Source organism: Chryseobacterium sp. SG20098, from assembly GCF_031844745.1.
In the GTDB taxonomy this organism is placed as follows: Bacteria; Bacteroidota; Bacteroidia; order Flavobacteriales; family Weeksellaceae; genus Chryseobacterium; species Chryseobacterium cucumeris.
This window is the reverse complement of record NZ_CP134622.1, coordinates 1513781-1537921: the sequence shown is the minus strand read 5'-3', so window position 1 is coordinate 1537921 and position 24141 is coordinate 1513781. Positions and strand designations below refer to the sequence as shown.

Genomic DNA, 24141 nt, shown 5'->3' with positions numbered 1-24141 from the left:
ATGAATCTCAAGTTTATATCCACCTATATCATCTTGCTGTGCTTATTGTTTTCAGCCTTTTCTGTGAAAGGACAGCAACCATTTCAGGATTTTGAAAAAGAAAAGACCTACATTCAGACCAATCATGTTTTTTATAAACCTGGGGAGCAAATGTATTTTAAAATATATGTTGTAAAAGGAAACAATAATTTACCGGTCGAAGAAAGCAGGGTCGTAAATTTCGAAATAACAGATCCTGCAGGAAGTGTTGTGAGAAAATTGAAATACGAAATTACCAATGGATATGCCCAGGGAGACTTCTATTTTGCTGAAGACATGAAGGGGGGGATCTATAAAATCAGAGCTTTTACCAACTGGATGCAGAATGAAGAAGGAAAAAATACCTTCGAAAAAGAAATTACCCTCCAGAAAATTGTATCACCAAGAATTTTAATGAAGCTTGATTTTCCTAAAAAAGGATATGGCCCGGGAGATGAGGTAAGTGCAGATTTTTCAATGAGAAGTCTTAGCAATCTTCCGATTCCTTTTTATGAAGCTGATTATACCATAATGCACAACGGAGAAACTATTTCAGAAGGAAAACTCATTACCGATAAAGAAGGTAAAAAACTGTTGACCTTTAAGCTTCCTGAAGTTTTGAAATCCTCTGATGCTCTTTTGAATATCAAAGTGAATTTTGATGGATTTACAGAATCTATCTCCAGAAATATTCCTGTTGTTCTGAATAATCTGGATGTGAAATTCTTACCGGAAGGCGGAACTTTTATCAATGGAATAGAACAGAATATCGCCTTTAAAATTCTGGATGAGTTTGAAAAGCCTGTAGATGCTGTCTTGGCTGTTTACAATCAGAATCATGAAAAAATAAAAGAAATTTCAGCCTATAATTTTGGAATGGGAAGCTTTCTTTTTACCCCGAAAAATGGAGAAAATTACTATGCAAAAGTTGTAAAGCCGGAAAATATTACCCAGACTTTTGATCTCCCGGCAGCAAAAAATGAAGGACTGGTTTTAAATATTCGGAATGAAAATAAAAACCTGAATTTTACGATATTTTCTACCCAGGAAAAAACAATTACCCTGTTGGGAAGTTTCCGCGGAAAAGACGTTTACAGCAAAATCATTTCGCTGAAAAAAGGAATGAATTCTTTGGAAATTGCAGAAAAGAATTTCCCCACAGGAATCTGTAGGTTTACCATTCTGGAAAACAGTATGCCGCTTGCAGAAAGGATTGTTTTTACCAATAAAGTAAACCATCTGAATATAAAAGTTACCCCTGTAAAGCAACATTATCTGCCAAGAGAAAAGGTGGTTCTGGACATTGAAACCACGGATGAGAATAACAAACCTGTTCCTGCTAATCTTGGAGTAAGCGTAGTAGATGATAAACTATGGACCTATGCTGACGACAGACAGAATCATATTATTTCCTGGCTTTTGATGGATTCTGAGCTCAAAGGGAAAATTGAAAGGCCTCAGTTTTATTTCGATAAAAAAGAAGAAAAAGCAGATAAAAGCTTAGATCTTGTGATGCTGACAAACGGTTACCGATATTTTGAGCCTATTCCGGAAATTCTGAAGACCAATAAATACCAATACCTTCCTGAAAAGAAAAACACAATCTATGGCGTGGTAGAAGATGAAAACAAAAAACCGGTGAAAGCAGATGTTTTTCTTTTGGATATCTATAATAAAAAGATTCTCAAGCAGGCCGTTGCAGAAAATGGAAAGTTCTATTTTTCGGATTTAAATGCAAATAATTCTTATAAAATTATTGCAAAGTCCTTTCAGCCTAAACATCAGCTGAAAATCAAAATTCTGTCTTACAATCTGGATATTAATCCTTTAGTAAAACAGAAACTTACCAACATAGACGTAGAAGAAATTGTAAAGGAAGCTGAACGAAAAGAAGAAATAAAAACAGAAAATAAAAACAATACCAGTCAGTTAAATCAATCACGAAGATCAAAAACTGATACAATCAGAAAGAATACAAGTATTGAAGAAGTAGTTGTTGTGGGCTACAGTGTAAAGAATGATAAAGCAGCAGTGGCTTCTACAACAATAACATCTTCTATGGAGATGCAGAATGCCAGCGTAACTTCTTTGTTGAGTGGAAAAGTTGCGGGATTAATGGTAACAAGTGCCGGGCAGCCGGGAGCAGGAGAGCAGATCAATATCAGAGGAACGGCCTCCATTACCAATAAAAACCCTTTATTCATTGTGGATGGTATTCCTGTCGAAAATTTTAATACGACGATTAATCCAAATGATATCAACAGTATTACCGTTTTAAAAGATGCTGCTGCTACCGCTATTTATGGAAGCAGAGCTGTGAATGGAGTGGTGATCGTCAACTCAGCTAAAAATAGAAAATCAGAAATAAGTATTGATATTACCCCGAAATCTTACCTCGCCATACAAACTGTGCCCTATGGAAAGCTTATTTCATATGCCGGAGCAAGAGAATTTGTTTATCCCGAATATAAAACAACCAATACCTCTTACCGTTTTGACTATAGAGAAGCGCTTTACTGGAATCCGGTAGTAGAAACGGATAAAAATGGGAAGGCCAGAGTGGAGTTTTATAATTCGGATGCGAATTCCACTTTCAGAATTATAACAGAAGGAATTGCTGCATCAGGACTTTTGGGAAGAGATGAAACGACGTATGCTGCCCAGAGCCTGATTTCGATAGATACTAAAATTCCTCAGTACCTGACGAGAACAGATCAAATGACAATTCCTGTGGTAGTTAAAAATAATTCTCCAGAAACCCGCAAAATGACCATGGATGTCATTGTTCCCAACCATGTAAAACTCATCAGTTCTGATAGTCTGATTACCCTGAAACCCCTAGAATCAGGAAGATTATTGGTAAGAATACAGACTGATGAGATTGTGAATTCTGATATTCAGTTTTCGGTGAGATCAGGAGAGTTCAGAGAAACGATGATTCTTCCGTTTAAAGTAGAAGAAAAAGGATTTCCCCATCAGTTTTCCATTATTAATAATAAAACAGAAGACCTTAAAATCAATATTCCGGAGTATATCAATGGAAGCCTGTATTCATCCTATTATGTATTTGAAAATACAGCTCTGAAGATGTTTGGAGACATAGAACAACTGAAAAAAGAACCTCATGGATGTTTTGAACAGCTTTCCTCAACAGTATATCCTAACATTTTTATTCTTGACTATTTAAAATCAAGTAAAAAAATAGACACCGCAACTGAAAATCTGGTGATAAAAAATCTGAAAAAAGGCTTCCAGAAGCTGCTGAGTTATAAAAATAAGGACGGAGGTTTCGGATATTTCAGCTCCGCAGAATCAGATGTCGCCCTTTCAGCATTTGCGTTATTGGAATTTATGGAATTAAATAAGTACGTGAATCCGGATGCTAAGCTCATCAAGGAACTTTCCTCTTTTATTTTGTCAAAAAAGAATGCAAACGGATTATTCGAAGTAAGAAAACCCTATGAATCCAAAAAAGACTTTTCTGAATTTTCCTGGTCGAGAAATATGTATGTTGTATATGCTCTGTCCAAACTTGGGTTTAAAAATGAAATTGAAGATTCCTTTCAGGTAATGCTGAAAAGAGCTTTGGCTACAAAAGATTCTTATCAATTGGCTTTACTTGCTAATGCAGCAGCATATCTTGGGAAACAAAAAGAATATGATGATATGATAAAAATTCTGGACAAACAATATGAAACAAAGAAGGTAAAATCTGAAGTTACTTTTACTGGTTCATGGGGAATGTCTGCGGATGCGGAGACACTTTCATTATATATTATGGCGCTTCAGAAAGATGAGAAACTCAACCAGTTGAAAATTGCTGAAGCAGCTGATCAGCTTATTGGTTTGAATGGTTATTTCGGATTCGGCTCTACACAGGCCACAACACTGGCAATCCAGGCATTATCTGATTTTTTCTCTAAAAATGAGAAATTGTATGGAACTGAAAAACCGGTTATTAAGATTAACAAAGCGAATACTTATCCTAATATAAGTCTGTCATCAGCATATAAAACAGGGGAAAATGATATCACTATTCATTATCCATCACAAAAAGGACTTCCTTATAAGCTGGAATATCAATATTACACCCTGCAGGCACCGGAAAGCAAGGATATTCCCCTTACCATGGAGACCAAATTAAAATCCGTAACGTCAAAAATTGGAGAGACCAAGAGAATGACCATTACCGTAAAAAACAAAATAAATGGCGAGTTACCAATGACCATAGCAAAAATTGGTATCCCGGCAGGATTGACGCTGCAAAATGCCTTGCTGAAAGATATGGTGGACAAAAAACAGGTTTCTTACTATGAGATTTTTGACAACTATCTGGTTTTATACTGGGAACATTTCAATGCAGAGGAAACAAAGACTATTAATCTTGATCTCAAAGTGGAATTTGCAGGAACGTATACAGGAAAATCAAGTAATGTTTACCTCTATTATATGCCGGAAGCTAAGTATTGGAACCAAGGAATTACAACCAGTATTGAACCTTAATTTATATAAACTGAAACAGTTATCCATTGATTCTTGTCAAGGTTTTAAACCTTGACAAGAATCATAGAAAATCTTTCTAAAATTAATTTTCAATAATTATTGAAAATTCAAAAAATATAATTACATTTGTTACAGAAATTAAAAAGGAAACAAAATGCAACTTTCAGAAGCAAAAGAAAAATACATTCAGACCTGGGGAACCTTTGCTACCAATTGGGGAATCAACCGTACGATGGCACAGGTGCATGCATTGCTTCTGGCGAGCGGAAAACCTCTTTCTACGGATGAAGTTATGGAACAGCTGGAGATTTCAAGAGGAAATGCCAATATGAACCTTCGTGCTCTGATAGACTGGGGAATCGTGAAGAAAGAATTTGTAAAAGGCGACCGTAAAGAATATTTTGTAGCAGAAAAAGATGTATGGTATTTGTTCAAGCAAATTACCAAAGAAAGAAGAAAAAGAGAAATAGAGCCTGTCATTTCCTTTCTTGAAGAGTTAAAAAATATTGAGGATAAAGATTCAGAAGAAGCTCAGGAATTTATCAAGCTGATGAATGATTTCAGTTCTGTCACCGGAAAAATCAATAACATCATGGATCTGGCAATAAAAAGTGATGACCACTGGCTGGTAGGAAAGATTACCAATCTGTTGAAATAAATTTTCGAAAAATGAGAGGCCTTTTATTACTATGTCTTTTAACTCTGATGATGAGCTGTCAGAAAAATGTAATGGCAAATTTCGATATTCATATAGAAAACTCTGATAAATATGATAATGGGCGTCACGATTTGTACAAAATTGAAATCTATAAGGATGGGAAGATTTTCAAAATTCTAGAACCTGAAGGGTCTGCTCTTTTCTTAAATTCCAATATAAAATTTGACAGTTTAAAAGAAGGAAAGTATTCATTTGTTTATGAAAATCTTTTTGGAGAAACCATAGAAAAAGAAATAAAAGTTGATGAATCTAAAACATACAGAGTTAGTATTAATCCTGATTATTTATTAAAAAAAAATAAAAAAGCTGTTTTTGAAAATCTAAAAGACTCGGAAGCAAAATTGGTATTTCAATCAAGAGGATGTTTTCATCAGGGTAAAGATTCAATAATCATCATTAATAAGGGAAAGAATTACTTTCTCCGCCTGAAAAATGGTAGTTTGAAAATTTTGGATAAAGAAGCATGGGCGTATTTGGTAAAAACGGAAAATATAATAAGAGAAATTCCTGAAGATGGAGAGTGTACCACAAGAGATGAATATATTTTCTGTCATAAAGGAAAATCGGATACCATTAATGACACTACATGTAGATTTTCTACTTGGTATACGCTGAAAGACTATTTAAAAAAGAATAAGCTACAATAAAATAAATCTGGATGAAAATCCTTTTTTATTTCAAATTAATTTTCAAAAATTACTGAAAATATAAAACTTATAATATCATGAAGAATTTTTTTAAACGTTATCTCTATTTAAGTCTCTTTCTGACTGTTGTTTTAATTGTTGCCGTATGGTTTTTTCTGGTTGCCAAAGGTGAATATGGAGTGACACTGTTCTTCACCATTCCGGTTTCTATTGGATTTATCATTGGCTATGTAAAGTATTTTAAAAACATAGGATTAATAAACGTTTTAAAGACAATCTTAAAAATAGTCTTGGGATTAGTCATTTTCTCTCTTATTTTAATAGGAGCTGGCGTTGAAGGAGCTATTTGTATTATTATGGCTATTCCATTTATTGGCTTTGCGATGTTCGTGGGCTTCAATATTGGATTTATTATTGGAGTATTTGACGAAAAACGACATACCGGAAGTGTTATAGTATTTATTCTTTTTATCAATCCCGCATCTTATATTTTCGATACCTATACAAAACCAATTGAGGAAACTATTACAACAGAAATGATTGTGAATTCTTCCAATGAAAAAGTTTGGAAACTTTTAAATACACAAATCAATTTCAATACTCCTGATTTTATCCTGTTTGAAAAAGGAGTCAGTTATCCAAAGAATATAAAACTTGTTAATGAAAACGGAAAATTGGGCTATAGCTGTCAGACCAATAATGATGATTTACAACTTAACATCAATGAATTTATTGAAAATAAGAAAGTAAAATTCTCCTTGGAAAATCAGACTGTTCCAATGAAAGAAATAACACCTTATAAAGATATTGATGCAAAACATTTACATGATTATTTTATTGTAAAATATGGTGAAATTACTTTAGAAAAGCTATCAGAAAATAGAACAAAGATAATTGCAAAAACAAAATACAGTTACAAAATTACCCCTACCTGGTATTGGAAAAAATGGTCCGGCTATATCATTGATAAAATGCAAAGCCATGTATTACAATCTATAAAAAAACAATCTGAAAATGAATGATCTGCAAGAATATTTTGACAATCTGCAACCCAGATATTATATTAATGAAATTGCATCTTTAGGGTTTACCAGACTGTTTAGGAAAATGGCTGTTCAAAAGGTGAAAAGCTACGGGAATAAAAGAGTTTTGGACTTGATGAGCGGGCAGGGAGAAAATTTAGAATTTATACAGGAACACAATGATAATACAGAAATTGTAGCACTGGATTTCTCATCAGCAATGCATATGAAATTGGCTGCAACATTCAAAAATAAATTGTCAATACAACAGATCCGGAACGATTTTTTCGAAAGCCAGATTCCTGACCATTCTATGGATATTATCCTTTGCTCTTACGGGACAAAAACGATAGAAGAAGACCAGAAGCCAATTTTTGCGGATAAACTTTCAAAGATCATTGATGAGAAAGGTGAAATTATCATTGTAGAATTTGTTAAACCCAAAACAAAGTGGAGATTCAATTGTGTGAAATGGTATATAGAGGTTCTTGTGACAAAGGTTTTTGGGAATGAATTTGGAAAATTGTTCCATTATATCAATAAAAATGAAAGCCTGGAAGATCTTAAAAATCAGTTTATCAAAAACGGACTCTCCATCATATCGCACAAAAGATATCTGGATCTGGTTGAAATTCTTCATGTGAAAAGAAACTAGTTTTTATTTGAACATATGTTTTAAAAATTACTGAAAATTTTAAATGAATAATAATTATGAAAAATTTAATCATTCACTTATTCCTGATTATTTATTTCAGACGAAAAGGATCACTTTAAAACCATTGCTGCCATGAAAACATTTGCAAAATATGATTATTACATTCAGTTATTCTTTACAATAATTGGGCCTCAGGCTTTTATATTTGGTGGTTTATCTGGATTTGTTCTGTTTTATTTTATAGTAGGAATTCCTCAATTGGTAAGTTTCCTGATCAAACTGTTTTTCAAAACAAAAAAGTCAGCATTGTATATCGCGTATGGAATTGTAATAGTACCGGTCTGGATTATTGTAACCATCTTGTTTACAGAGAAACACATCAATGATTTTTTTGGATATGTTTTAATGGTCGCTCTTTTATATAGCCCTGTGATGGCAGCGGCGTATGTTTATGACTGTTACACTACTTATGAACCTTATAAATCACAATTATGAAAACGCTCAAAAACCACACATTAATATACGACGATGAATGTCCTATGTGTAATCTCTACTCCAAAGGTTTTACAAAATGCGGAATGCTGGATGAAGAGGGAAGAGAAGCCTTTACAGAAATCACATTGAGAAATAAAACCCTGATCGATTTCAACCGGGCAAAGAATGAGATTGCATTGATAGATCATAACAGAAACGAAGTTGTATATGGATTAGACAGTCTGCTTCTCATCATTGGAAACTCTTTTCCATTGTTAGAGAAAATAGCAAGAATGAAGCCTTTGTATTGGTTTTTCAAAAAGTTGTATTCCTTAATTTCTTATAACCGGAAACAGATCATTCCTTCTCAAAAAGACTATACAGAACAATCCTGTGCTCCGGATTTTAACCTGAAATACAGAGTTGCATACATCAGTCTTGTTGTTATTTTTTCGGCATATATCCTAAGTGTATTTTCCGGTAAACTGAACTTGAATTTAGAGCGAAATTTCGTGAGAGAATTTGCCATTTGCCTTGGCCAGATCCTTTGGCAGACTATCTTTTTAAAAACTTATCTCAAAGATAAAATCTGGGATTATCTCGGAAATATGATGACTGTTTCTTTAATCGGAACATTACTTTTAATTCCTGTGCTGATGACCGGTTTTACTCCTGCTTTTTATATGATCTATTTTGGAATTGTCATATTGATCATGTTTCTGGAACATATCAGGAGATGCAGAATTCTAAAGCTGAATTATCATCCCACCATTTCATGGATATTGTTTAGAATAACAGCATTAGTATTAATTATTCTGTCAACTATATAAATTAAAATGTAATCGCTAAAACCTATTAAAAAATGTCAACCATCTATTTAAACACAGTCATCAAAGCAGATATTTACTATGTTTTTGATCTGGCAAGAAATATTGATCTCCATCAGAAATCAACTTCTAAGTCTCATGAAAAAGCCATTGCAGGGCGTACTTCAGGATTGATTGAAAAAAATGAAACTGTAACTTGGCGTGCAAAACATCTTGGAATTTATCAAAATCTTACCACAAAAATTATCAGCATGGAAAAACCGTTTCAGTTTATTGATGTCATGCAGAAAGGAGCATTCAAATCTATGCGTCACCGACATATTTTTAAATCTGTAAACGGAAATACGTTGATGACAGATATTTTCGAATTTGAATCTCCGCTTGGGATTTTAGGGAAATTATTTAACTCAATTTTTCTTAAAGGATATCTAAGGAATTTTTTACTAAGAAGAAATGAAATGATCAAAACTATTGCAGAATCTTCTGTCCGTGACGGAATTGCGATTTTTTAACCTAAAAAAACAGAGTTATGAACTTTTTAAAAGCAGAATGGCGAAAACTGGCCATCATCAATTACGAGATCAATCCTGAAATTTTGCAGCCCTATCTTCCAAAAGGAACAGAACTCGATTTTTATAAAAGCAAATGTTATGTAAGCCTGGTAGGATTCATGTTTTTAAATACCAGACTACTGGGGCTGCCAATTCCTTTTCACCGAAATTTTGAAGAAGTGAATCTAAGGTTTTATGTAAAGAAAAAAGAAAACGGAATCTGGAAAAGAGGAGTGGTGTTTATTAAAGAAATTGTCCCCAAACCTGCATTAAGCATGGTCGCCAATTCTATTTACAAAGAAAATTATCATACCATGCCCATGAAAAATCAAATGGAAAAAGGAGAGGATGAACTGCTGATCCGCTATTCATGGAAGGATAAAAACTGGCACTCCATTCAGATTATGGCTGAAAATGTAGCAAAACCTATGGAAGAAAATTCAGAATTTGAATTCATCACGGAACATTATTTTGGCTTTACCAAAAAAGAAAACACAACTTCTGAATATGAAGTCTGTCATCCGAAATGGGAATGGTATACTGTAAAAGAATATCAGTTAGAAGTAGATTTTCAAAAGATCTATGGAAATGATTTTGAATGCCTGAATCATCAGAAACCTCTTTCTGTAATGCTTGCCGAAGGTTCAGAAATTCAGGTCAAAACCAAAAAATACATTCATTAAAAAGTACAAGAGTAAAGAACATCTTTCTCTCTCCAGGATCATCTGTGCCAATCAGTGAAATCTGTGGGTAAACCATAAACCTTAAACTTTGAACTTTGAACCCAAAACATTAAATCTCAAACCATGAAAATAATCATAGCCGGAGGCTCCGGATTTCTCGGCGAAAACTTAGAAAAATACTTTACAGAAAAAGGAAATCATGTTTACATCCTTACCCGCAATCCTCAACGTAAAAACGAAATCTAATGGGATGCTCAAACACTAAGTGAATGGAAAACCAGCCTTGAAAGCGCAGATGTTCTCGTCAACCTTACAGGGAAATCTGTGGATTGCCGCTATCATGAGAAAAATAAACAGGAAATCTATTCTTCAAGAATCAACAGCACAGGAATATTACAGAAAGCGGTGGATGAATGTTCTGAAAAGCCAAAAATATGGCTGAATGCCAGTTCTGCAACCATTTACGTTCATTCTGAAAAGCACCTCAATACAGAAGAAAACGGAATTGTAGGAGATGATTTTTCCATGAATATATGCAAAAGCTGGGAGAACGAATTTTTTGCAGTTAAAAATGAAGAAATACGAAAAGTTGCTCTCCGAACTTCTATTGTTCTGGGAAATACGGGCGGTGCTTTTCCAAAACTGAAAATGATTACAAAACTGGGTTTAGGAGGAAAACAGGGAGGGGGAAATCAGATGGTAAGTTGGATTCATGTTGATGATTTCTGTAGAGCAGTAAACTGTATTATTCAGAATGAGAATCTTTCGGGAACAGTAAATATAACCGCTCCGAACCCTCTTTCCAATCAAAGCATGATGAGAAAACTGAGAAATAAAATAAGAATTCCTTTTGGACTTAATGCTCCTGTATGGCAGCTCGAAATAGCCTCCATATTCCTGAATACAGAAACGGAATTATTATTAAAAAGCAGAAACGTCTATCCTGAAAAACTTATAAAAAACGGATTTAAATTTTCATATTCTACATTTGATGAAGCGATTCTTAATCTCCTGGAATCCTAATGTTTGCGGGTTTCCCAAAGGATAATTAAATTAGCGGAAAACTATTCCATATGCTGGTTATATCCAAAATAAAACCCTTTTTTCTTTCATCCTTTTTAATAAGTTCAATCGCTTTTTCACAAGCTCATAATGTATCAGAAGGTTATCAGAAGCCTACAGACCCGTTGGTTGTCCAGAATCTGGAGCAGTGGCAGGATATGAAATTCGGGCTGTTTATGCATTGGGGAACCTACAGCCAGTGGGGAATTGTTGAAAGTTGGAGCTTATGCCCGGAAGATGAATCATGGACACAGAGAAAACCTGAACACGGGAAATCTTACTATGAATATGTGAAGAATTATGAAAATCTTCAGACAACTTTCAATCCAACTCAGTTCAATCCTCAGAAATGGGCTGATGCGGTAAAAAAGGCCGGAATGAAATATGTGGTTTTTACCACCAAGCATCATGATGGTTTTGCCATGTTTGATACCCGTCAGTCAGATTATAAAATCACTTCTCCTAAAACCCCTTTTTCAAAAAATTCAAAATCTGATGTGACGAGAGAAATTTTCAATACCTTCAGAAAAGAAGGATTTAAAATAGGAGCTTATTTTTCAAAACCAGACTGGCATTCCGATGATTATTGGTGGTCCTATTTTCCACCCAAAGACAGAAATGTCAACTATGATCCAAAAAAATATCCGGAAAGATGGGAGAGTTTTAAAAAATTCACCTTCAATCAGCTGAACGAAATTACTTCCAATTACGGGAAAGTTGATATTCTCTGGCTGGATGGAGGCTGGGTACGTCCTTTTCATACCATAGATCCAAAAGTAGAATGGCAGCGCACGATCAAAGTAGAGCAGGATATCAATATGGACAAAATAGGCACGATGGCTAGAAAAAATCAGCCGGGAATCATCATTGTAGACCGCACCGTTCCGGGAAAATGGGAAAACTATGTAACTCCTGAGCAGGCAGTTCCGGAACATGCTCTTTCCATTCCCTGGGAAAGCTGCATCACCATGGGAGATTCCTTTTCTTATGTTCCCAATGACAACTATAAGACCTCCCAGAAGATCATTGAAACATTGGTGAAAATCATTTCAAAAGGTGGAAATTACCTTATGAATATTGCACCAGGACCTAACGGAGATTACGATCCCATTGTATATGAAAGGTTACAGCAGATTTCAGGCTGGATGGATAAAAATCAGTCTGCTGTTTTTGCAACCAGAAGCATTGCGCCTTATCACGACGAAAATTTTTATTATACACAAAGCAAAGATGGAAAAACATTGAATATTTTTCACTTGGATGACAAAACAAATTATGAGTCTCCATCAACATTAAGGTTTACCATTCCTGATCATTTTCAACCAAAATCTCTGAAAGTTTTAGGCTTATCAAACAAAATTCAATGGAAAAAATCAGGGAATTCAATTGAAATTAACTTGCCGAAAGAAAGAACTCAATTAAAATATTCAACTGTAATTCAAATCGTTCAATAATGAGATGTATTTGTTTTAAACTTGCCGGAGCCGCATTATTGTTGAATGTTGTGATTACTTTTGCTCAAAAACCTTTGTATAAAGATCCCAAGCAGCCCATTGAAAACAGAATTCAGGATCTGTTGAAGAGAATGACCCCAGAAGAAAAATTCTGGCAGTGTTTTATGATTCCCGGAGATTTGGATAACGTCCCGAAAGGACAATATTCACATGGGATTTTTGGACTTCAGGTGAGCGCAGGAAATCAGGGGGGCGGAGCAGCAGGACAACTGCTAAAATACAATGCCAGCGAAGATGCAGAGAAATTGGTGAGAAAGATCAATGCCATTCAAAAATATTTCGTTGAAGAATCAAGATTGGGAATTCCCATCATTCCTTTTGATGAAGCCTTACACGGATTGGTTCGGGAAGGTGCTACCGCTTTTCCGCAGGCAATAGGTCTGGCAGCTACTTTTAATCCGGAATTAATGACCAATGTGTCAACAGCCATTGCAAGAGAATCAAAATTGAGAGGAATCCGCCAGATTCTGACCCCTGTAGTAAACCTTGCCAGCGATGTGAGATGGGGAAGAACAGAAGAGACCTATGGTGAAGATCCATTTTTGACCTCCGTAATGGGAGTTAGCTTTGTAAGCTCATTTGAAAATATGGGAGTCATTACCACTCCCAAACATTTTTTAGCTAATGTAGGAGAAGGAGGAAGAGATTCGTACCCTATTCATTGGAGCAAAAGATATCTGGAAGAAACCCATTTAATTCCTTTTCACAATGCTTTTACAAAAGGAAAAAGCCGTTCTGTGATGACTTCTTATAATTTGCTTGATGGAAGACCTTCAACCGCCAATCATTGGTTATTGACTGAAAAACTAAAAAAAGACTGGAATTTCAAAGGCTTTGTTATCAGTGATGCAAGCGCGTTAGGAGGAGCCAATGTTCTCCATTTTACCGCAAAAGATTATGATGATGCGTCTGCACAGGCAATCAATGCCGGGCTTGATGTGATTTTTCAGACGGAATATAAACATTACCAACTGTTTATTCCTCCTTTTTTGGATGGAAGAATCTCAAAAGAAAGAATTGATGATGCTGTTTCACGAGTATTAAGAGCGAAATTTGAACTTGGATTATTTGAAAACCCCTATGTTTCTGTTAAGGAAATTGAAGAATTAAAAAAACTCAATCACAAACCTTTGGCAGAAAAAGCAGCTGCAGAGTCTTTTGTTTTGCTTCAGAATAATAATCATACGCTTCCTATTCCTGGAAATGTTAAAAAAATTCTTGTAGTGGGAACAGATGCTGTGGATGCAAGATTAGGAGGGTATTCAGGGCCTGGAAACAAAAAAGTAAATATCCTGGATGGTCTTAAAAGTTATGTGAAAAATACAGACCTTGAAGTTATATATTCGAAAGGAATTGATTGGAATGTAAAAGACTTTACCTCCATTTCAAATGAATATTTATCCTCCGAAAATAAAAAAGGATTAAAAGGAAACTATTTTTCCAATACGGATTTAAAAGGCAATCCGGTCTTTGAAAAGCAGGATGAACAGTTCAATTTTAAATGGACTTTGTATTCTCCTGATCCGGAAAAATTGCAGCCGGATAATTATAGTATTCGATGGACCGGAAAACTGGAAGCTCCCAATTCCGGAAAATATCAGATAGGCTTACGTGGAAATGACGGCTTCAGATTATACCTGGATGGGAAATTGGTGATTGATCAATGGGAAAAGCTGAGCTATTCCACAAAAAATGTGGAGGTAGACTTCGTAAAGGGGAAAAAATATGATATTAAGATTGAATTTCATGAAAATCGTGGCGAAGCCAATTTAGAATTGATCTGGAACTATGGTTTATATGATTATCAGAAAGATTTTAAGGAAGCTTTAGATCTTGCCCAAAAAGTAGACTATATTCTTGTTACGGCCGGAATTCATGAAGGTGAATTTCAGGACCGATCATCATTAAGTTTGCCTGGAAATCAGGAAGCGTTTATTCATGAGGTTTCAAAACTGAAGAAACCTGTAACAGTTCTTCTGGTAGGCGGCTCTGCCATAAAAACAACAGCGTGGAAAGATAAAGTAGGAGCCATCTTAGACATTTGGTATCCGGGAGAAGAAGGCGGAAATGCAGTAGCAAAAACGATTTTCGGAGCTGAAAATCCATCTGGAAAACTGCCGGTCACTTTTCCGGTTCAGGAAGGGCAGTTACCTTTAACTTACAATCACCATCCAACAGGAAGAGGAAATGATTATTATGATCTGAGTGGAGAACCATTATATCCGTTTGGCTTCGGACTTAGTTATACCTCTTTTGAAATTTCTGACCTGCAATTGAGCAAAGCCCAGTATTCAGAAAATGACACTGTGATTGCTAAAGTCAAAGTACAAAATACAGGTTCAAAAGCTGGGAGTGAAGTCGTTCAGCTATATGTAAGAGATGTATTGGCTTCAGTGTCAAGACCAATTATTGAGCTCAAAGGCTTTCAGAAAGTCGAATTACAACCGGGAGAATCAAAAACGGTCACTATAGAAGTTCCGGTAAAACAACTACAGTTTTTAAATGAAAACATGGACTGGACTGTAGAAAAGGGAACGTACAGAATTATGATCGGTAATTCATCGAAGAACCTTCCTTTAAAACAAAATATTGAAGTTTTATAACCATAAAAAAGAGCAGAAAAGTCTGCTCTTTTTACATATTATATTGAAGATATTTAATACTTTCTTGCCAGCAGCACGTTCAGTAGGAATGTTCCTGCCCAGTTACTGTTATTGGTCGTGGCACCATTTGTACCGATAAAGTCTACACGGGCAACAGATACAGTAAGCCTGGTTCTACCACCTGTACCATTATTGGCCAGACTTACAAAAGATGCTGTAAACACATCCGGGAAACTTGAGTTGTTTCCTGCAGTAAGAATAGGATACATATTGGTAACATTGAAAGGAGTTCCCTGATATTCATAAACAAGGGTCATTCTGCTGGCATTGGAGTAGGAAGCAGTTTGGGCTCTGTCCACAGATGTTTTACTCACGATCCACCATCTGTCTGTTGCAGTACCTGAATCGTAACCTGCATTAGCGTGATTGGTCCAGTCAGCAAGAGCCGCCGTTCCAAGGGCATGAGGAGGAATGAAAAGCTGTGTACCGTAAATCTCTACATTGCTTGGTTTAGGCAGAACTGTGAAAGACAGGTCCCATGTTCCTCCGGAAGTATTGCTGTTGTTTACTACCTCAGCATATGCTCCTGTAGGAATTACAAAAGATGCCACCGGTGTGTTGTCTATTCTTAAGGTATTTCCACTGGAAGCCTGCAGTGTAATAGCATTTGCTGAAATGTTCTTGATCTTATAAATTCTTCCTGTAAAACTGGTGGTCCCTGTTCCTATGACGGGAAGAGTAAACGTGGCATCCGCAGTTCCATTATATGTAATATAATGATCAGTAGCCAGAATATTATACGTTGTAGCAGTAATCTGAGTGTAACCAGCCCTTAAAGAACCGTTTACGGCAAGCGTACTGTTAGGTGTTGTTGTATTAATACCTACTTGTGCGGTTAAGGGAACAGCAGCCAATAAAAAAATCGAAATGTATTTTTTCATATTGTATAATTTAATTAAGACAAAAATATAAAAAAAAGTAGCTAAAAATCACTCAGAAATGAATATTTAAGATGATTTTAATAAAAATCACTCGTTGGTGATATGAGTTATTCTTTGAAAATTAATTAAATCAATCTGCAAGGGACTTCCAAGTCTTCAGTAAGATAATAGCTGGAACACAGGCGATGATAACCATCCGCAATGATCAGCTCATTTTGCCCTCTGACAAGCAATATCGGGGAAAGTTTTTTGTTTTTCTCTACTTTTTTAAGGTTTTCTTTCACATGAATATTGGTTTCCGGTAACAAGGTAAGTTTACTGGCTCTTAAAATGTCTTTCGACTTCTTTATAATAGTAGGAGCAGCCTTTAATTTTTCAACCATTTTTTCAACTTCATCAGGTTAAAAAAGCAATTCCAGATAGTCCTGAGCTGCCGGAAAATCATGATCTTCCGGTTCTTTCAGCCAGATATTGTCTCTGGTAAGATGAGTTTTTTTGGGAAAAGTCTTCATAAGTGCTTATTTAAAAGATGAATAAATGTATGAAAAATAGATCGTCCTTTAATAAATAACCATGAATACATTCCCCTTTTTATTTCTTATGAAAATCTTGGTATGATATATGCAAGATTTATCATGAACCGGAATGAATTTCATTAATAATATTGAATTAATTGAAATCATTCAAAAATATGAGCATTATGAAAAAGTTATTAATTTCAACAGTACTGTTATTAGGTTTATCCATGAGTGTTTCTGCACAGAAACATCCACCAGTTCCCCCACATCCTTCAAAAAGCGAGTTGGTGAATATTAAAATGCAGGAGCTTACTAAAAAATACAATCTTGAGAAAAAGCTGATCCTTAATCATCCGCTTGCTACCAAACAGATGAAAAGAGACCAGATGAAAGCCTTAAATCAAAGATATGCGACTGAAAAGCGATTACTTAGACAGGCGAAATAATATAGAATTTTTACAGTTATTAAAATAAAAAAAGCTGTTTTTTATATTTTGAAATTTAAGAAGTTTTCAATGTAAAAGAAAATTTATTGAAAGAGAATGCGTTTTGTGTTCTCTTTCTTTGTTTGGAATTGAATAAAAATGGCTTTATTGATGCATTTTAAGATCGGTCTGAAGAAACATGAAACATCCAATATTTTTCCTTAAATTCGCATAAAAATTTTTAAAGTAATGAATTACGATATTATTGTCATTGGAAGTGGTCCTGGTGGATATGTTACTGCGATCAGAGCAGCGCAATTAGGTTTCAAAACCGCAATTATCGAGAAAGAAAATTTAGGAGGAATTTGCCTTAACTGGGGATGTATTCCAACTAAAGCTTTATTGAAATCTGCTCAGGTTTTTCATTATATCAACCATGCTGAAGATTATGGTTTGAATAAAGTGGAGGCAAGCTTTGAATTCCCGAATGTGATTCAGAGAAGCCGTGGTGTTGCCAGCAAAATGAGCAAAGGAATCGAATTCTTGATGAAAAAGAATAAGATTGACGTAATTCTTGGTACTGCAAAAGTACAGAAAGGTAAAAAAGTTTCTGTTACAGATAAAGAAGGAAAAGTAACTGAATATACAGGTACTCACATTATTATCGCTACAGGAGCTCGTTCAAGAGAATTACCAAACTTACCGCAGGATGGTAAAAAAGTAATCGGATACAGACAGGCATTATCTCTTCCTGAGCAGCCGAAATCTATGATCGTTGTAGGTTCTGGAGCTATCGGGGTAGAATTTGCAGATTTCTATAACACAATGGGAACTAAAGTAACTGTTGTTGAATTCATGCCAAACATCGTCCCTGTAGAAGACGAAGAAATCTCTAAAAACTTAGAGAAATCTCTTAAAAAGACAGGAATCGAGATCATGACAAACGCTTCTGTAGAAAGTGTTGATACAAGCGGAGATGGAGTAAAAGCTACTGTGAAAACAGCTAACGGAAACATTACCCTTGAAGCTGATATTTTATTATCTGCTGTAGGTATTGTTGCTAATATCGAGAACATCGGATTAGAGGAAGTAGGAATCCAGACAGACAAAGGAAGAGTATTGGTAAACGAATGGTATGAAACTTCAGTACCTGGTTACTATGCGATCGGTGATATCATCCCAACTCAGGCATTGGCTCACGTGGCTTCTGCAGAAGGAATTACTTGTGTTGAGAAAATCAAAGGAATGCACGTTGAGAAAATCGACTATGGCAATATCCCTGGATGTACTTACTGCCACCCTGAAGTAGCATCTGTAGGTCTTACTGAAAAGCAGGCTAAAGAAAAAGGATACGAAATCAAAGTAGGTAAATTCCCTCTTTCTGCAAGTGGTAAAGCTACTGCAAACGGAAACACAGACGGATTTATCAAAGTGATTTTTGATGCTAAATATGGTGAGTGGTTAGGATGCCACATGATCGGTGAAGGAGTAACTGATATGGTTGCTGAAGCTGTTGTAGCCAGAAAACTAGAGACTACAGGTCACGAGATCATCAAGTCTATCCACCCGCATCCAACAGTTTCTGAAGCGATTATGGAAGCTGCTGCTGCTGCTTATGGTGAGGTAATTCACATTTAATATAGTATTGGCTGTCATCGATTGACATCAATTAAATAATAAGGAGACCGGAGAAACAATAGTTTTTCCGGTTTTTTAGTAATTATAATTATCCCTGCGCATGTATTGAGGTGGTTTTTTGATGGAAAATGTTTACTGTCTATTCCATATTCACGTTAGAAAATATAATAAATAACCCAGTAACGCTCCTCCAATAACTACAAAAGCACTATTTATTTTTTTTAATCCGAATACAACAGCTATACTTATACAGGCGATAAGAGTTGTTTTCCAGTCGGTAATGCTGTCAATTCCCATCGTGATGCATACAGACAGAATGAGAGCTACAGAAGCCACATTTACACCGTTAAGAAAAGAAGAAAATGTTGCAGAATTTCTCATTTTATTTACGAAAGGACTAGATAAAGCAACAAATATAAAAGAAGGAAGGAATATGGCTAAAGTAGATACCAAAGCCCCCGAAAGTCCATTGATCTGATATCCGATAAATGTCACCGAAGAAAACACAGGCCCCGGAGTAAACTGGCCTACCGCGACTGCATCTATAAGTTCCTGACGGGTAATAATCCCTCTTGAAACAAGCTCTGTATCCAGAAAGGCGAATAAAACATATCCGCTTCCGTATAATATGGCTCCGATTTTCAGAAAGATCCAGAATAATTTTAAATTAAGCAGAGAAGAAGCATCGGATAGTAAAAACTGAAGTGGGCTAATAAAAATAAAATTGTTCAGTTTTTTATTTCTTTGATACTCTATTATCAATATTAAAAGTCCGGCTCCGAACATTAATACTATCTCATTGATTTTAAAAAAAGAACATAGGAGAACAATTCCTCCCACAGCTGCTAATGGGAAAGTTTTTACTGATTTTTTTGCCAATGGGAAGGCAGCACCTATTATAATCGCTATAATGGCAGGTTTTATTCCATAAATAAAAGGAGATACTTCAGGAAGCTGGCCATATTCTTTGTATAGCCATGCAAAAATACCGGTAATAATAACCGCAGGAAATATAAAACAAAAACCGGCCACTATCAGCCCTTTCCAGCCCGCTCTTTCACGTCCTATATGTATTGCCATTTCAGTACTGTTAGGACCAGGAATAAGATTGGTAGCTCCAATAAGATCCAGAAATTCCTGATCTGTCAGCCACTTCTTTTCAGCTACCACTTCTTTTTGCATCATTGCGATATGGGCTGCAGGGCCTCCAAATCCAATGATTCCCAGCTTCAGAAATAATTTGGCAAGGTCTTTTAAGTCATTATTATTGTTCACTTTAAATGATTTGTTTTACAAGGCTCATTCTTAAAAATTGATTTGATAAAAGTAAAAAACTACAGTATATATTTTAATATCTGAATGATCATTTTTACATTAATTTTGAAAAGTATGGGTTTTAATAGCAGATAGAAGGACATGCTGCTTAAGGAGTTAGAATTATTTTGATTGAATTTTGATGTGATTATAATGATTTTTCTTAAAATAATTTTAAAATCAGCATATTTATAAAAATTAACTTAATTATTTCAGCCTGTTTTCTTACATTTATTCAATGAATTTTGAGAGAGTAGGACTTGTTTTATCAGGAGGCGGTACCAAAGGAATCGCTCATGCAGGAGTATTAAAATTCTTACAGGAAAAAAGAATTGAAGTCGATATCCTTTCCTGCTGTAGCGCAGGTTCTATTGTAGGATGTCTGCATGCTATAGGAAAAACTCCGGAAGAAATCCTGGAATTTTTCAATTCCGTCTATTTTTTCAACTGGAAGCACTTTACCTTCAATCAGCCGGGCTTGGTTTCTTCAGTGATCTTCAGAAACTATCTGAAACCTATTTTCCATGATATGAAATTGGGAGATCTTGATATCGAGGTGAAAATTGTAGCCACAGAGCTTGTTGCTGGAACCCAGAAGATTTTTGATAAAGACTTTGAGATTGTTGATGCCATTATTGCTTCATGCTCTATTCCGGGAATTACCACTCCTTATATCATCGGTGATGAAATGTATTGTGATGGAGGAGTACTGAATAACTTTCCGGCAGATATCATCAGAGAAGACTGTGATAAGCTGATCGGTGTATTTGTATCTCCACCCAATGAAGCAAAGATTAAGGATCTAAACTCTATTAAAGCTATTGTTTCCCGCTCTTACGACCTTCTGTCCTACAGAATCGAAAAAATAAAATTTGATTACTGCGACTGGTTCATTTCTTCCCAAAAATTATCTTCCTACGGAACTTTCGAACGGAGAAAAGACAGACTGGAAGAGATTTTCAATATCGGTTACAAAGCAGCAAAAGAAAGCTATGAAGAAAGCACTTTTTTCACAGAATTAAAACAATCCGGAACATAAAAAAATCCTGCATTAATCAATACAGGACTTTTATTTTATAAGAAAGGAAAACAATCTTGGGTTCTAAAAGAGAAGTTATAGGCAGACTATAACAACTTTTCAGCCTCATTCTTTCAGCTTCCCTCTATTATAATTCTAATTTTTCACGACATATCCGTCCTGGCGAACGATTTCACGGTCATCCGCATCATTTACAACTAATGTATAAGGTGCTTTTTTCGGAGAATCTGTAAGATAATTTCTCCAGATCTGATAACTGTGCCCCTCATTATTGAAGTTGATATAATAGTTGCCTCCTGTACCATCAGGAATCAGTTCTCCGTCACTGATGATCATGCTTGGTTTTGCCGTAATCTTTGCGTTGGCATTCCACGACTGGTAAAGGTACTTGCCATTCGGTTGTTTGTCGATTCTGATCTTGAACTTTTTGGTTTTAATAATAACAGTTTTCGGTACCTGCTGAAGGGCAGAAGAAGTTATAAAACCGTCTGTCTTCGGAGCGGGAACTTCTTTAGCATGAACAAAAGAAAACTGAGCTAAGCAGAAAGTCCCTAATAAAATATGCTTTATCATATTGAGTGGTTATTGGTTAACATTTCAGACTCTATCAAATATAGAGCCAATTTTCATTAAATAGGCCGAGTATCGTTCTGAAAAAGAAGTTCTTAGGACTTTTATTTATGGGTTATTGAAAATAATATTGTTGATTTTCAGTTGATTACTATTTTGTTGGCGAAATAGTATCAAATTCTGAAACAACTGAATACTTTTCTTATGTACATTTGTATCATCAAAGGATCTCGTTCCTTTATTATCAAAATGAAACTAATTAACTTTAAGTTTTTTCTATTAAAAGTATCAGAAATCATCTTCACGATTTTTAATACATCTCCTCCTGTAATTTCTTAATTTTTTCGAAAGAATTATCACATAATTCGTACTCTGTTTTTTCGTATTCTGAAGAATCAGAGCGCAATCCCCGTTTTAAAATTTAACTAAAAAACAAAAACAAACTATGGAATTAGGTTTTCATGGCTGGATGATTCCGGCCGTAATGGCGCTTTTGTGCGTACTTTTTTACAAATTCATTTTAAGAATTTTCTTTGGATTGATTATTGTTCCCCAGGACAAAATCGGTTTGGTGACCAAAAAATTTGTGTTGGTAGGAAAACAGGAACTTCCGGAAGGTAGAATTATTGCCACCAACGGAGAAGCAGGTTTTCAGGCTCAGACATTGGCTCCGGGAGTATATTTTGGAAAATGGATCTGGCAGTATTCTATCGATTTTCAATCTTTTACAGTGATTCCGACGGGTAAAATAGGGTTACTGCTGGCAAAAGATGGTATAGAACTGGAAACGGGAAGGATCTTAGCCAGAAAAGTAGACTGCGATTCTTTTCAGGATGCTGAAGCCTTTTTAAAAAACGGAGGAAGAAAAGGCCGCCAGACTGCGATTATTGCACCGGGATCATACAGGATCAATACATTATTATTTGAAGTAGAATTAACGGAGATGACTCAAATTCCTGACAATGCGGTGGGAATTATCACAACAATGGAAGGAAGTCCTTTAGAAGAAGGTCAGATTGCCGGTAAAATTATCAATGATCATAATAAGTTCCAGGATGTGGACACTTTTTTAAGTAACGGAGGATATAAAGGCCTTCAGGAGCAGGTAATCCTGGCTGGTTCCTATTTTCTGAATCCCTGGTTTACAAAAGTTGAAATGGTAAAAATGACGGAAATTCCGATCGGTCATGTCGGAGTAATCATCAGCTATGTAGGTGAAGAAGGAAAAGACCTCAGCGGAGTCGATTTTAAACATGGAAATATCGTAGAGAAAGGCCATAAAGGTGTATGGGCAGAACCCATTGGTCCGGGAAAATATCCTATTAATCCTTATATTATGAAGGTTGAGCTTGTTCCTACCACCAACTTAGTTTTGAACTGGGCTTATGAAAGAAGCGAATCTCATCAACTTGATAAAAATCTTTCAACGATTACCGTTCGAAGTAAAGACGGTTTCCCTTTTAATCTTGATGTTTCCCAGATCATTCATATTCCAACTTATGAAGCTCCAAAAGTAATTGCCCGTTTCGGGAATATGATCAATCTTGTAAGTCAGGTTTTAGAGCCTACGATTGGGAATTATTTCAGAAACTCAGCGCAGGACAGTGATGTGATTGCATTTTTAGGGACACGAAAAGAAAGACAACAGTCGGCAAAAGACCACATCAGCAGTGTTTTGGAACAATATAACGTGAATGCTGTTGATACTTTGATTGGAGCTATTGTTCCACCGGAAAGTTTAATGAAAACTCTAACAGACAGAAAACTGGCGGAAGAGCAGAAAATAACTTATGAAACTGAAATGCTGGCTCAGGAAACCCGTCAGGCGCTGGAAAAAGAAACGGCTGTTGCGGATATGCAGAAAGAAATTGTAAAAGCAGATCAGGGGGTTGTGATTGCAGAAAGGATTGCAGATGCATCGGTGAAAAAAGCAACCGGAGACGCCAATTCTGTAAGACTGCAGGCAAACGCGGAAGGAGATCGATTGAAACTGCTGGCGACCGGAGAAGCTGAGAAAACTAGACTTCTCGCAAAAGCCGAAGCAGAAAAAATAGAGTTGCTGGCCAAAGCAAGTGCTGAGCAGATTTCGTTGACCGGTAATGCTGAAGCAGAAAAAATTCTGGCTATCGGTAAATCTAATGTAGAATCTTACAAACTGTCTGTGGAAGCAATGGGCGGCAATAATTTTACCCAATTAAAAATCATGGAAAATATAGCGAATCAGAATGTAAGAATAATGCCTGAAGTGTTAATCGGAGGAAGCGGAGATTCTGCGAATGGAGGAATCAGCGGGCTTTTAGGACTTCAGCTGTTGGAACAGGTTCAGAAGAAAAATGGAGAGACTGTTTCTACTTCTGAAGAAAAGCCTGATAACAATTCTTAACTCAATTGACAAATAATTTAAACTTAACTCAAATTT

The 24141-nt window shown here is 35.7% G+C and carries 21 protein-coding genes; 17 read left to right on the top strand and 4 right to left on the bottom strand.

Features of this window, described 5'->3' with window-relative positions:
• The 13 genes from RHP76_RS07075 (at position 1) to RHP76_RS07015 (ending at position 15277) form a co-directional block, all read left to right on the top strand.
• Positions 1-4521, top strand: a complete 4521-nt coding sequence (locus RHP76_RS07075; RefSeq protein WP_311229823.1) for a TonB-dependent receptor plug domain-containing protein — start codon at positions 1-3, stop codon at positions 4519-4521.
• A gap of 154 nt (positions 4522-4675) precedes the next feature.
• A complete protein-coding gene (locus RHP76_RS07070) occupies positions 4676-5179 on the top strand; it encodes a GbsR/MarR family transcriptional regulator (protein ID WP_034696386.1) in 504 nt (167 codons plus the stop codon).
• A gap of 71 nt (positions 5180-5250) precedes the next feature.
• Entirely contained in the window at positions 5251-5886 is a 636-nt protein-coding gene (locus RHP76_RS07065; RefSeq protein WP_311229822.1) for a hypothetical protein, read from the top strand.
• Between the two features lie 77 nt (positions 5887-5963).
• The gene (locus RHP76_RS07060) at positions 5964-6908 is read left to right on the top strand and encodes a hypothetical protein (RefSeq protein WP_311229821.1); all 945 of its coding nucleotides are present in this window, start codon (positions 5964-5966) and stop codon (positions 6906-6908) included.
• Positions 6901-7563 carry a class I SAM-dependent methyltransferase gene (locus RHP76_RS07055; protein WP_120231754.1) on the top strand — a complete coding sequence of 221 codons (663 nt, stop codon included), beginning with the start codon at positions 6901-6903 and terminating at the stop codon, positions 7561-7563. Before RHP76_RS07060 ends, RHP76_RS07055 begins: the two co-directional genes overlap by 8 nt.
• A 132-nt stretch (positions 7564-7695) precedes the next feature.
• Positions 7696-8058, top strand: coding sequence for a hypothetical protein (locus RHP76_RS07050; RefSeq protein WP_311229820.1), 363 nt, complete (start codon positions 7696-7698; stop codon positions 8056-8058).
• Positions 8055-8867: a DCC1-like thiol-disulfide oxidoreductase family protein gene (locus RHP76_RS07045; protein WP_311229819.1), complete on the top strand. Its 813-nt coding sequence runs from the start codon at positions 8055-8057 to the stop codon at positions 8865-8867. The genes RHP76_RS07050 and RHP76_RS07045 overlap by 4 nt, the downstream gene beginning before the upstream one ends.
• Positions 8868-8899: 32 nt before the next feature.
• On the top strand, positions 8900-9376 hold the full coding sequence (locus RHP76_RS07040; RefSeq protein WP_280210170.1) for an SRPBCC family protein: 477 nt from the start codon (positions 8900-8902) through the stop codon (positions 9374-9376).
• Positions 9377-9393: 17 nt separating this feature from the next.
• Positions 9394-10098 (top strand): YqjF family protein, encoded by a 705-nt coding sequence (locus RHP76_RS07035; RefSeq protein WP_123279641.1) that lies wholly within the window; start codon positions 9394-9396, stop codon positions 10096-10098.
• 123 nt (positions 10099-10221) lie between these two features.
• On the top strand, positions 10222-10344 hold the full coding sequence (locus tag RHP76_RS07030) for an NAD-dependent epimerase/dehydratase family protein (RefSeq protein WP_311229818.1): 123 nt from the start codon (positions 10222-10224) through the stop codon (positions 10342-10344).
• 78 nt (positions 10345-10422) lie between these two features.
• Complete coding sequence (locus RHP76_RS07025) at positions 10423-11121, top strand: TIGR01777 family oxidoreductase (RefSeq protein ID WP_311229817.1); 699 nt, start codon at positions 10423-10425, stop codon at positions 11119-11121.
• Positions 11122-11171: 50 nt separating this feature from the next.
• Positions 11172-12614 carry an alpha-L-fucosidase gene (locus RHP76_RS07020; protein WP_311229816.1) on the top strand — a complete coding sequence of 481 codons (1443 nt, stop codon included), beginning with the start codon at positions 11172-11174 and terminating at the stop codon, positions 12612-12614.
• Positions 12614-15277: a beta-glucosidase gene (locus tag RHP76_RS07015; RefSeq protein WP_311229815.1), complete on the top strand. Its 2664-nt coding sequence runs from the start codon at positions 12614-12616 to the stop codon at positions 15275-15277. The genes RHP76_RS07020 and RHP76_RS07015 overlap by 1 nt, the downstream gene beginning before the upstream one ends.
• A 53-nt stretch (positions 15278-15330) precedes the next feature.
• On the opposite strand, the gene RHP76_RS07010 is transcribed toward RHP76_RS07015, so the two are convergent.
• Together RHP76_RS07010 and RHP76_RS07005 are read right to left on the bottom strand one after the other, a co-directional pair.
• Entirely contained in the window at positions 15331-16218 is an 888-nt protein-coding gene (locus RHP76_RS07010; protein ID WP_062672003.1) for a hypothetical protein, read from the bottom strand.
• 125 nt (positions 16219-16343) lie between these two features.
• Entirely contained in the window at positions 16344-16601 is a 258-nt protein-coding gene (locus RHP76_RS07005) for a hypothetical protein (protein ID WP_280210175.1), read from the bottom strand.
• A 317-nt stretch (positions 16602-16918) separates the two neighbouring features.
• On the opposite strand from RHP76_RS07005, the gene RHP76_RS07000 reads away from it, so the two are divergent.
• Together RHP76_RS07000 and lpdA are read left to right on the top strand one after the other, a co-directional pair.
• Positions 16919-17182 (top strand): hypothetical protein, encoded by a 264-nt coding sequence (locus RHP76_RS07000; RefSeq protein ID WP_228432475.1) that lies wholly within the window; start codon positions 16919-16921, stop codon positions 17180-17182.
• 228 nt (positions 17183-17410) lie between these two features.
• Positions 17411-18799, top strand: a complete 1389-nt coding sequence (lpdA, locus tag RHP76_RS06995) for a dihydrolipoyl dehydrogenase (protein ID WP_311229814.1) — start codon at positions 17411-17413, stop codon at positions 18797-18799.
• A gap of 150 nt (positions 18800-18949) precedes the next feature.
• Here the strand turns inward: lpdA and chrA are convergent, their stop codons facing one another.
• A complete protein-coding gene (chrA, locus tag RHP76_RS06990; RefSeq protein WP_311229813.1) occupies positions 18950-20074 on the bottom strand; it encodes a chromate efflux transporter in 1125 nt (374 codons plus the stop codon).
• Positions 20075-20351: 277 nt separating this feature from the next.
• Here chrA and RHP76_RS06985 point away from each other — a divergent pair, with 277 nt between their 5' ends.
• Positions 20352-21152, top strand: a complete 801-nt coding sequence (locus tag RHP76_RS06985; RefSeq protein ID WP_120231744.1) for a patatin-like phospholipase family protein — start codon at positions 20352-20354, stop codon at positions 21150-21152.
• A gap of 135 nt (positions 21153-21287) precedes the next feature.
• Here the strand turns inward: RHP76_RS06985 and RHP76_RS06980 are convergent, their stop codons facing one another.
• Positions 21288-21725, bottom strand: coding sequence for a hypothetical protein (locus tag RHP76_RS06980; RefSeq protein ID WP_120231743.1), 438 nt, complete (start codon positions 21723-21725; stop codon positions 21288-21290).
• 442 nt (positions 21726-22167) lie between these two features.
• Between RHP76_RS06980 and RHP76_RS06975 the strand changes: the two genes are divergently transcribed.
• A complete protein-coding gene (locus RHP76_RS06975) occupies positions 22168-24105 on the top strand; it encodes an SPFH domain-containing protein (protein WP_311229812.1) in 1938 nt (645 codons plus the stop codon).
• The last annotated feature ends 36 nt before the right edge of the window (positions 24106-24141 follow it).

Bases quoted from the DNA above. Each gene is read 5' to 3' on its own strand.
- RHP76_RS07075 (WP_311229823.1), top strand. From the start codon at position 1: ATGAATCTCAAGTTTATATCCACCTATATCATCTTGCTGTGCTTATTG.
- RHP76_RS07070 (WP_034696386.1), top strand. From the start codon at position 4,676: ATGCAACTTTCAGAAGCAAAAGAAAAATACATTCAGACCTGGGGAACC.
- RHP76_RS07065 (WP_311229822.1), top strand. From the start codon at position 5,251: ATGGCAAATTTCGATATTCATATAGAAAACTCTGATAAATATGATAAT.
- RHP76_RS07060 (WP_311229821.1), top strand. From the start codon at position 5,964: ATGAAGAATTTTTTTAAACGTTATCTCTATTTAAGTCTCTTTCTGACT.
- RHP76_RS07055 (WP_120231754.1), top strand. From the start codon at position 6,901: ATGAATGATCTGCAAGAATATTTTGACAATCTGCAACCCAGATATTAT.
- RHP76_RS07050 (WP_311229820.1), top strand. From the start codon at position 7,696: ATGAAAACATTTGCAAAATATGATTATTACATTCAGTTATTCTTTACA.
- RHP76_RS07045 (WP_311229819.1), top strand. From the start codon at position 8,055: ATGAAAACGCTCAAAAACCACACATTAATATACGACGATGAATGTCCT.
- RHP76_RS07040 (WP_280210170.1), top strand. From the start codon at position 8,900: ATGTCAACCATCTATTTAAACACAGTCATCAAAGCAGATATTTACTAT.
- RHP76_RS07035 (WP_123279641.1), top strand. From the start codon at position 9,394: ATGAACTTTTTAAAAGCAGAATGGCGAAAACTGGCCATCATCAATTAC.
- RHP76_RS07030 (WP_311229818.1), top strand. From the start codon at position 10,222: ATGAAAATAATCATAGCCGGAGGCTCCGGATTTCTCGGCGAAAACTTA.
- RHP76_RS07020 (WP_311229816.1), top strand. From the start codon at position 11,172: ATGCTGGTTATATCCAAAATAAAACCCTTTTTTCTTTCATCCTTTTTA.
- RHP76_RS07015 (WP_311229815.1), top strand. From the start codon at position 12,614: ATGAGATGTATTTGTTTTAAACTTGCCGGAGCCGCATTATTGTTGAAT.
- RHP76_RS07010 (WP_062672003.1), bottom strand. From the start codon at position 16,218: ATGAAAAAATACATTTCGATTTTTTTATTGGCTGCTGTTCCCTTAACC.
- RHP76_RS07005 (WP_280210175.1), bottom strand. From the start codon at position 16,601: ATGGTTGAAAAATTAAAGGCTGCTCCTACTATTATAAAGAAGTCGAAA.
- RHP76_RS07000 (WP_228432475.1), top strand. From the start codon at position 16,919: ATGAAAAAGTTATTAATTTCAACAGTACTGTTATTAGGTTTATCCATG.
- lpdA (WP_311229814.1), top strand. From the start codon at position 17,411: ATGAATTACGATATTATTGTCATTGGAAGTGGTCCTGGTGGATATGTT.
- RHP76_RS06985 (WP_120231744.1), top strand. From the start codon at position 20,352: ATGAATTTTGAGAGAGTAGGACTTGTTTTATCAGGAGGCGGTACCAAA.
- RHP76_RS06980 (WP_120231743.1), bottom strand. From the start codon at position 21,725: ATGATAAAGCATATTTTATTAGGGACTTTCTGCTTAGCTCAGTTTTCT.
- RHP76_RS06975 (WP_311229812.1), top strand. From the start codon at position 22,168: ATGGAATTAGGTTTTCATGGCTGGATGATTCCGGCCGTAATGGCGCTT.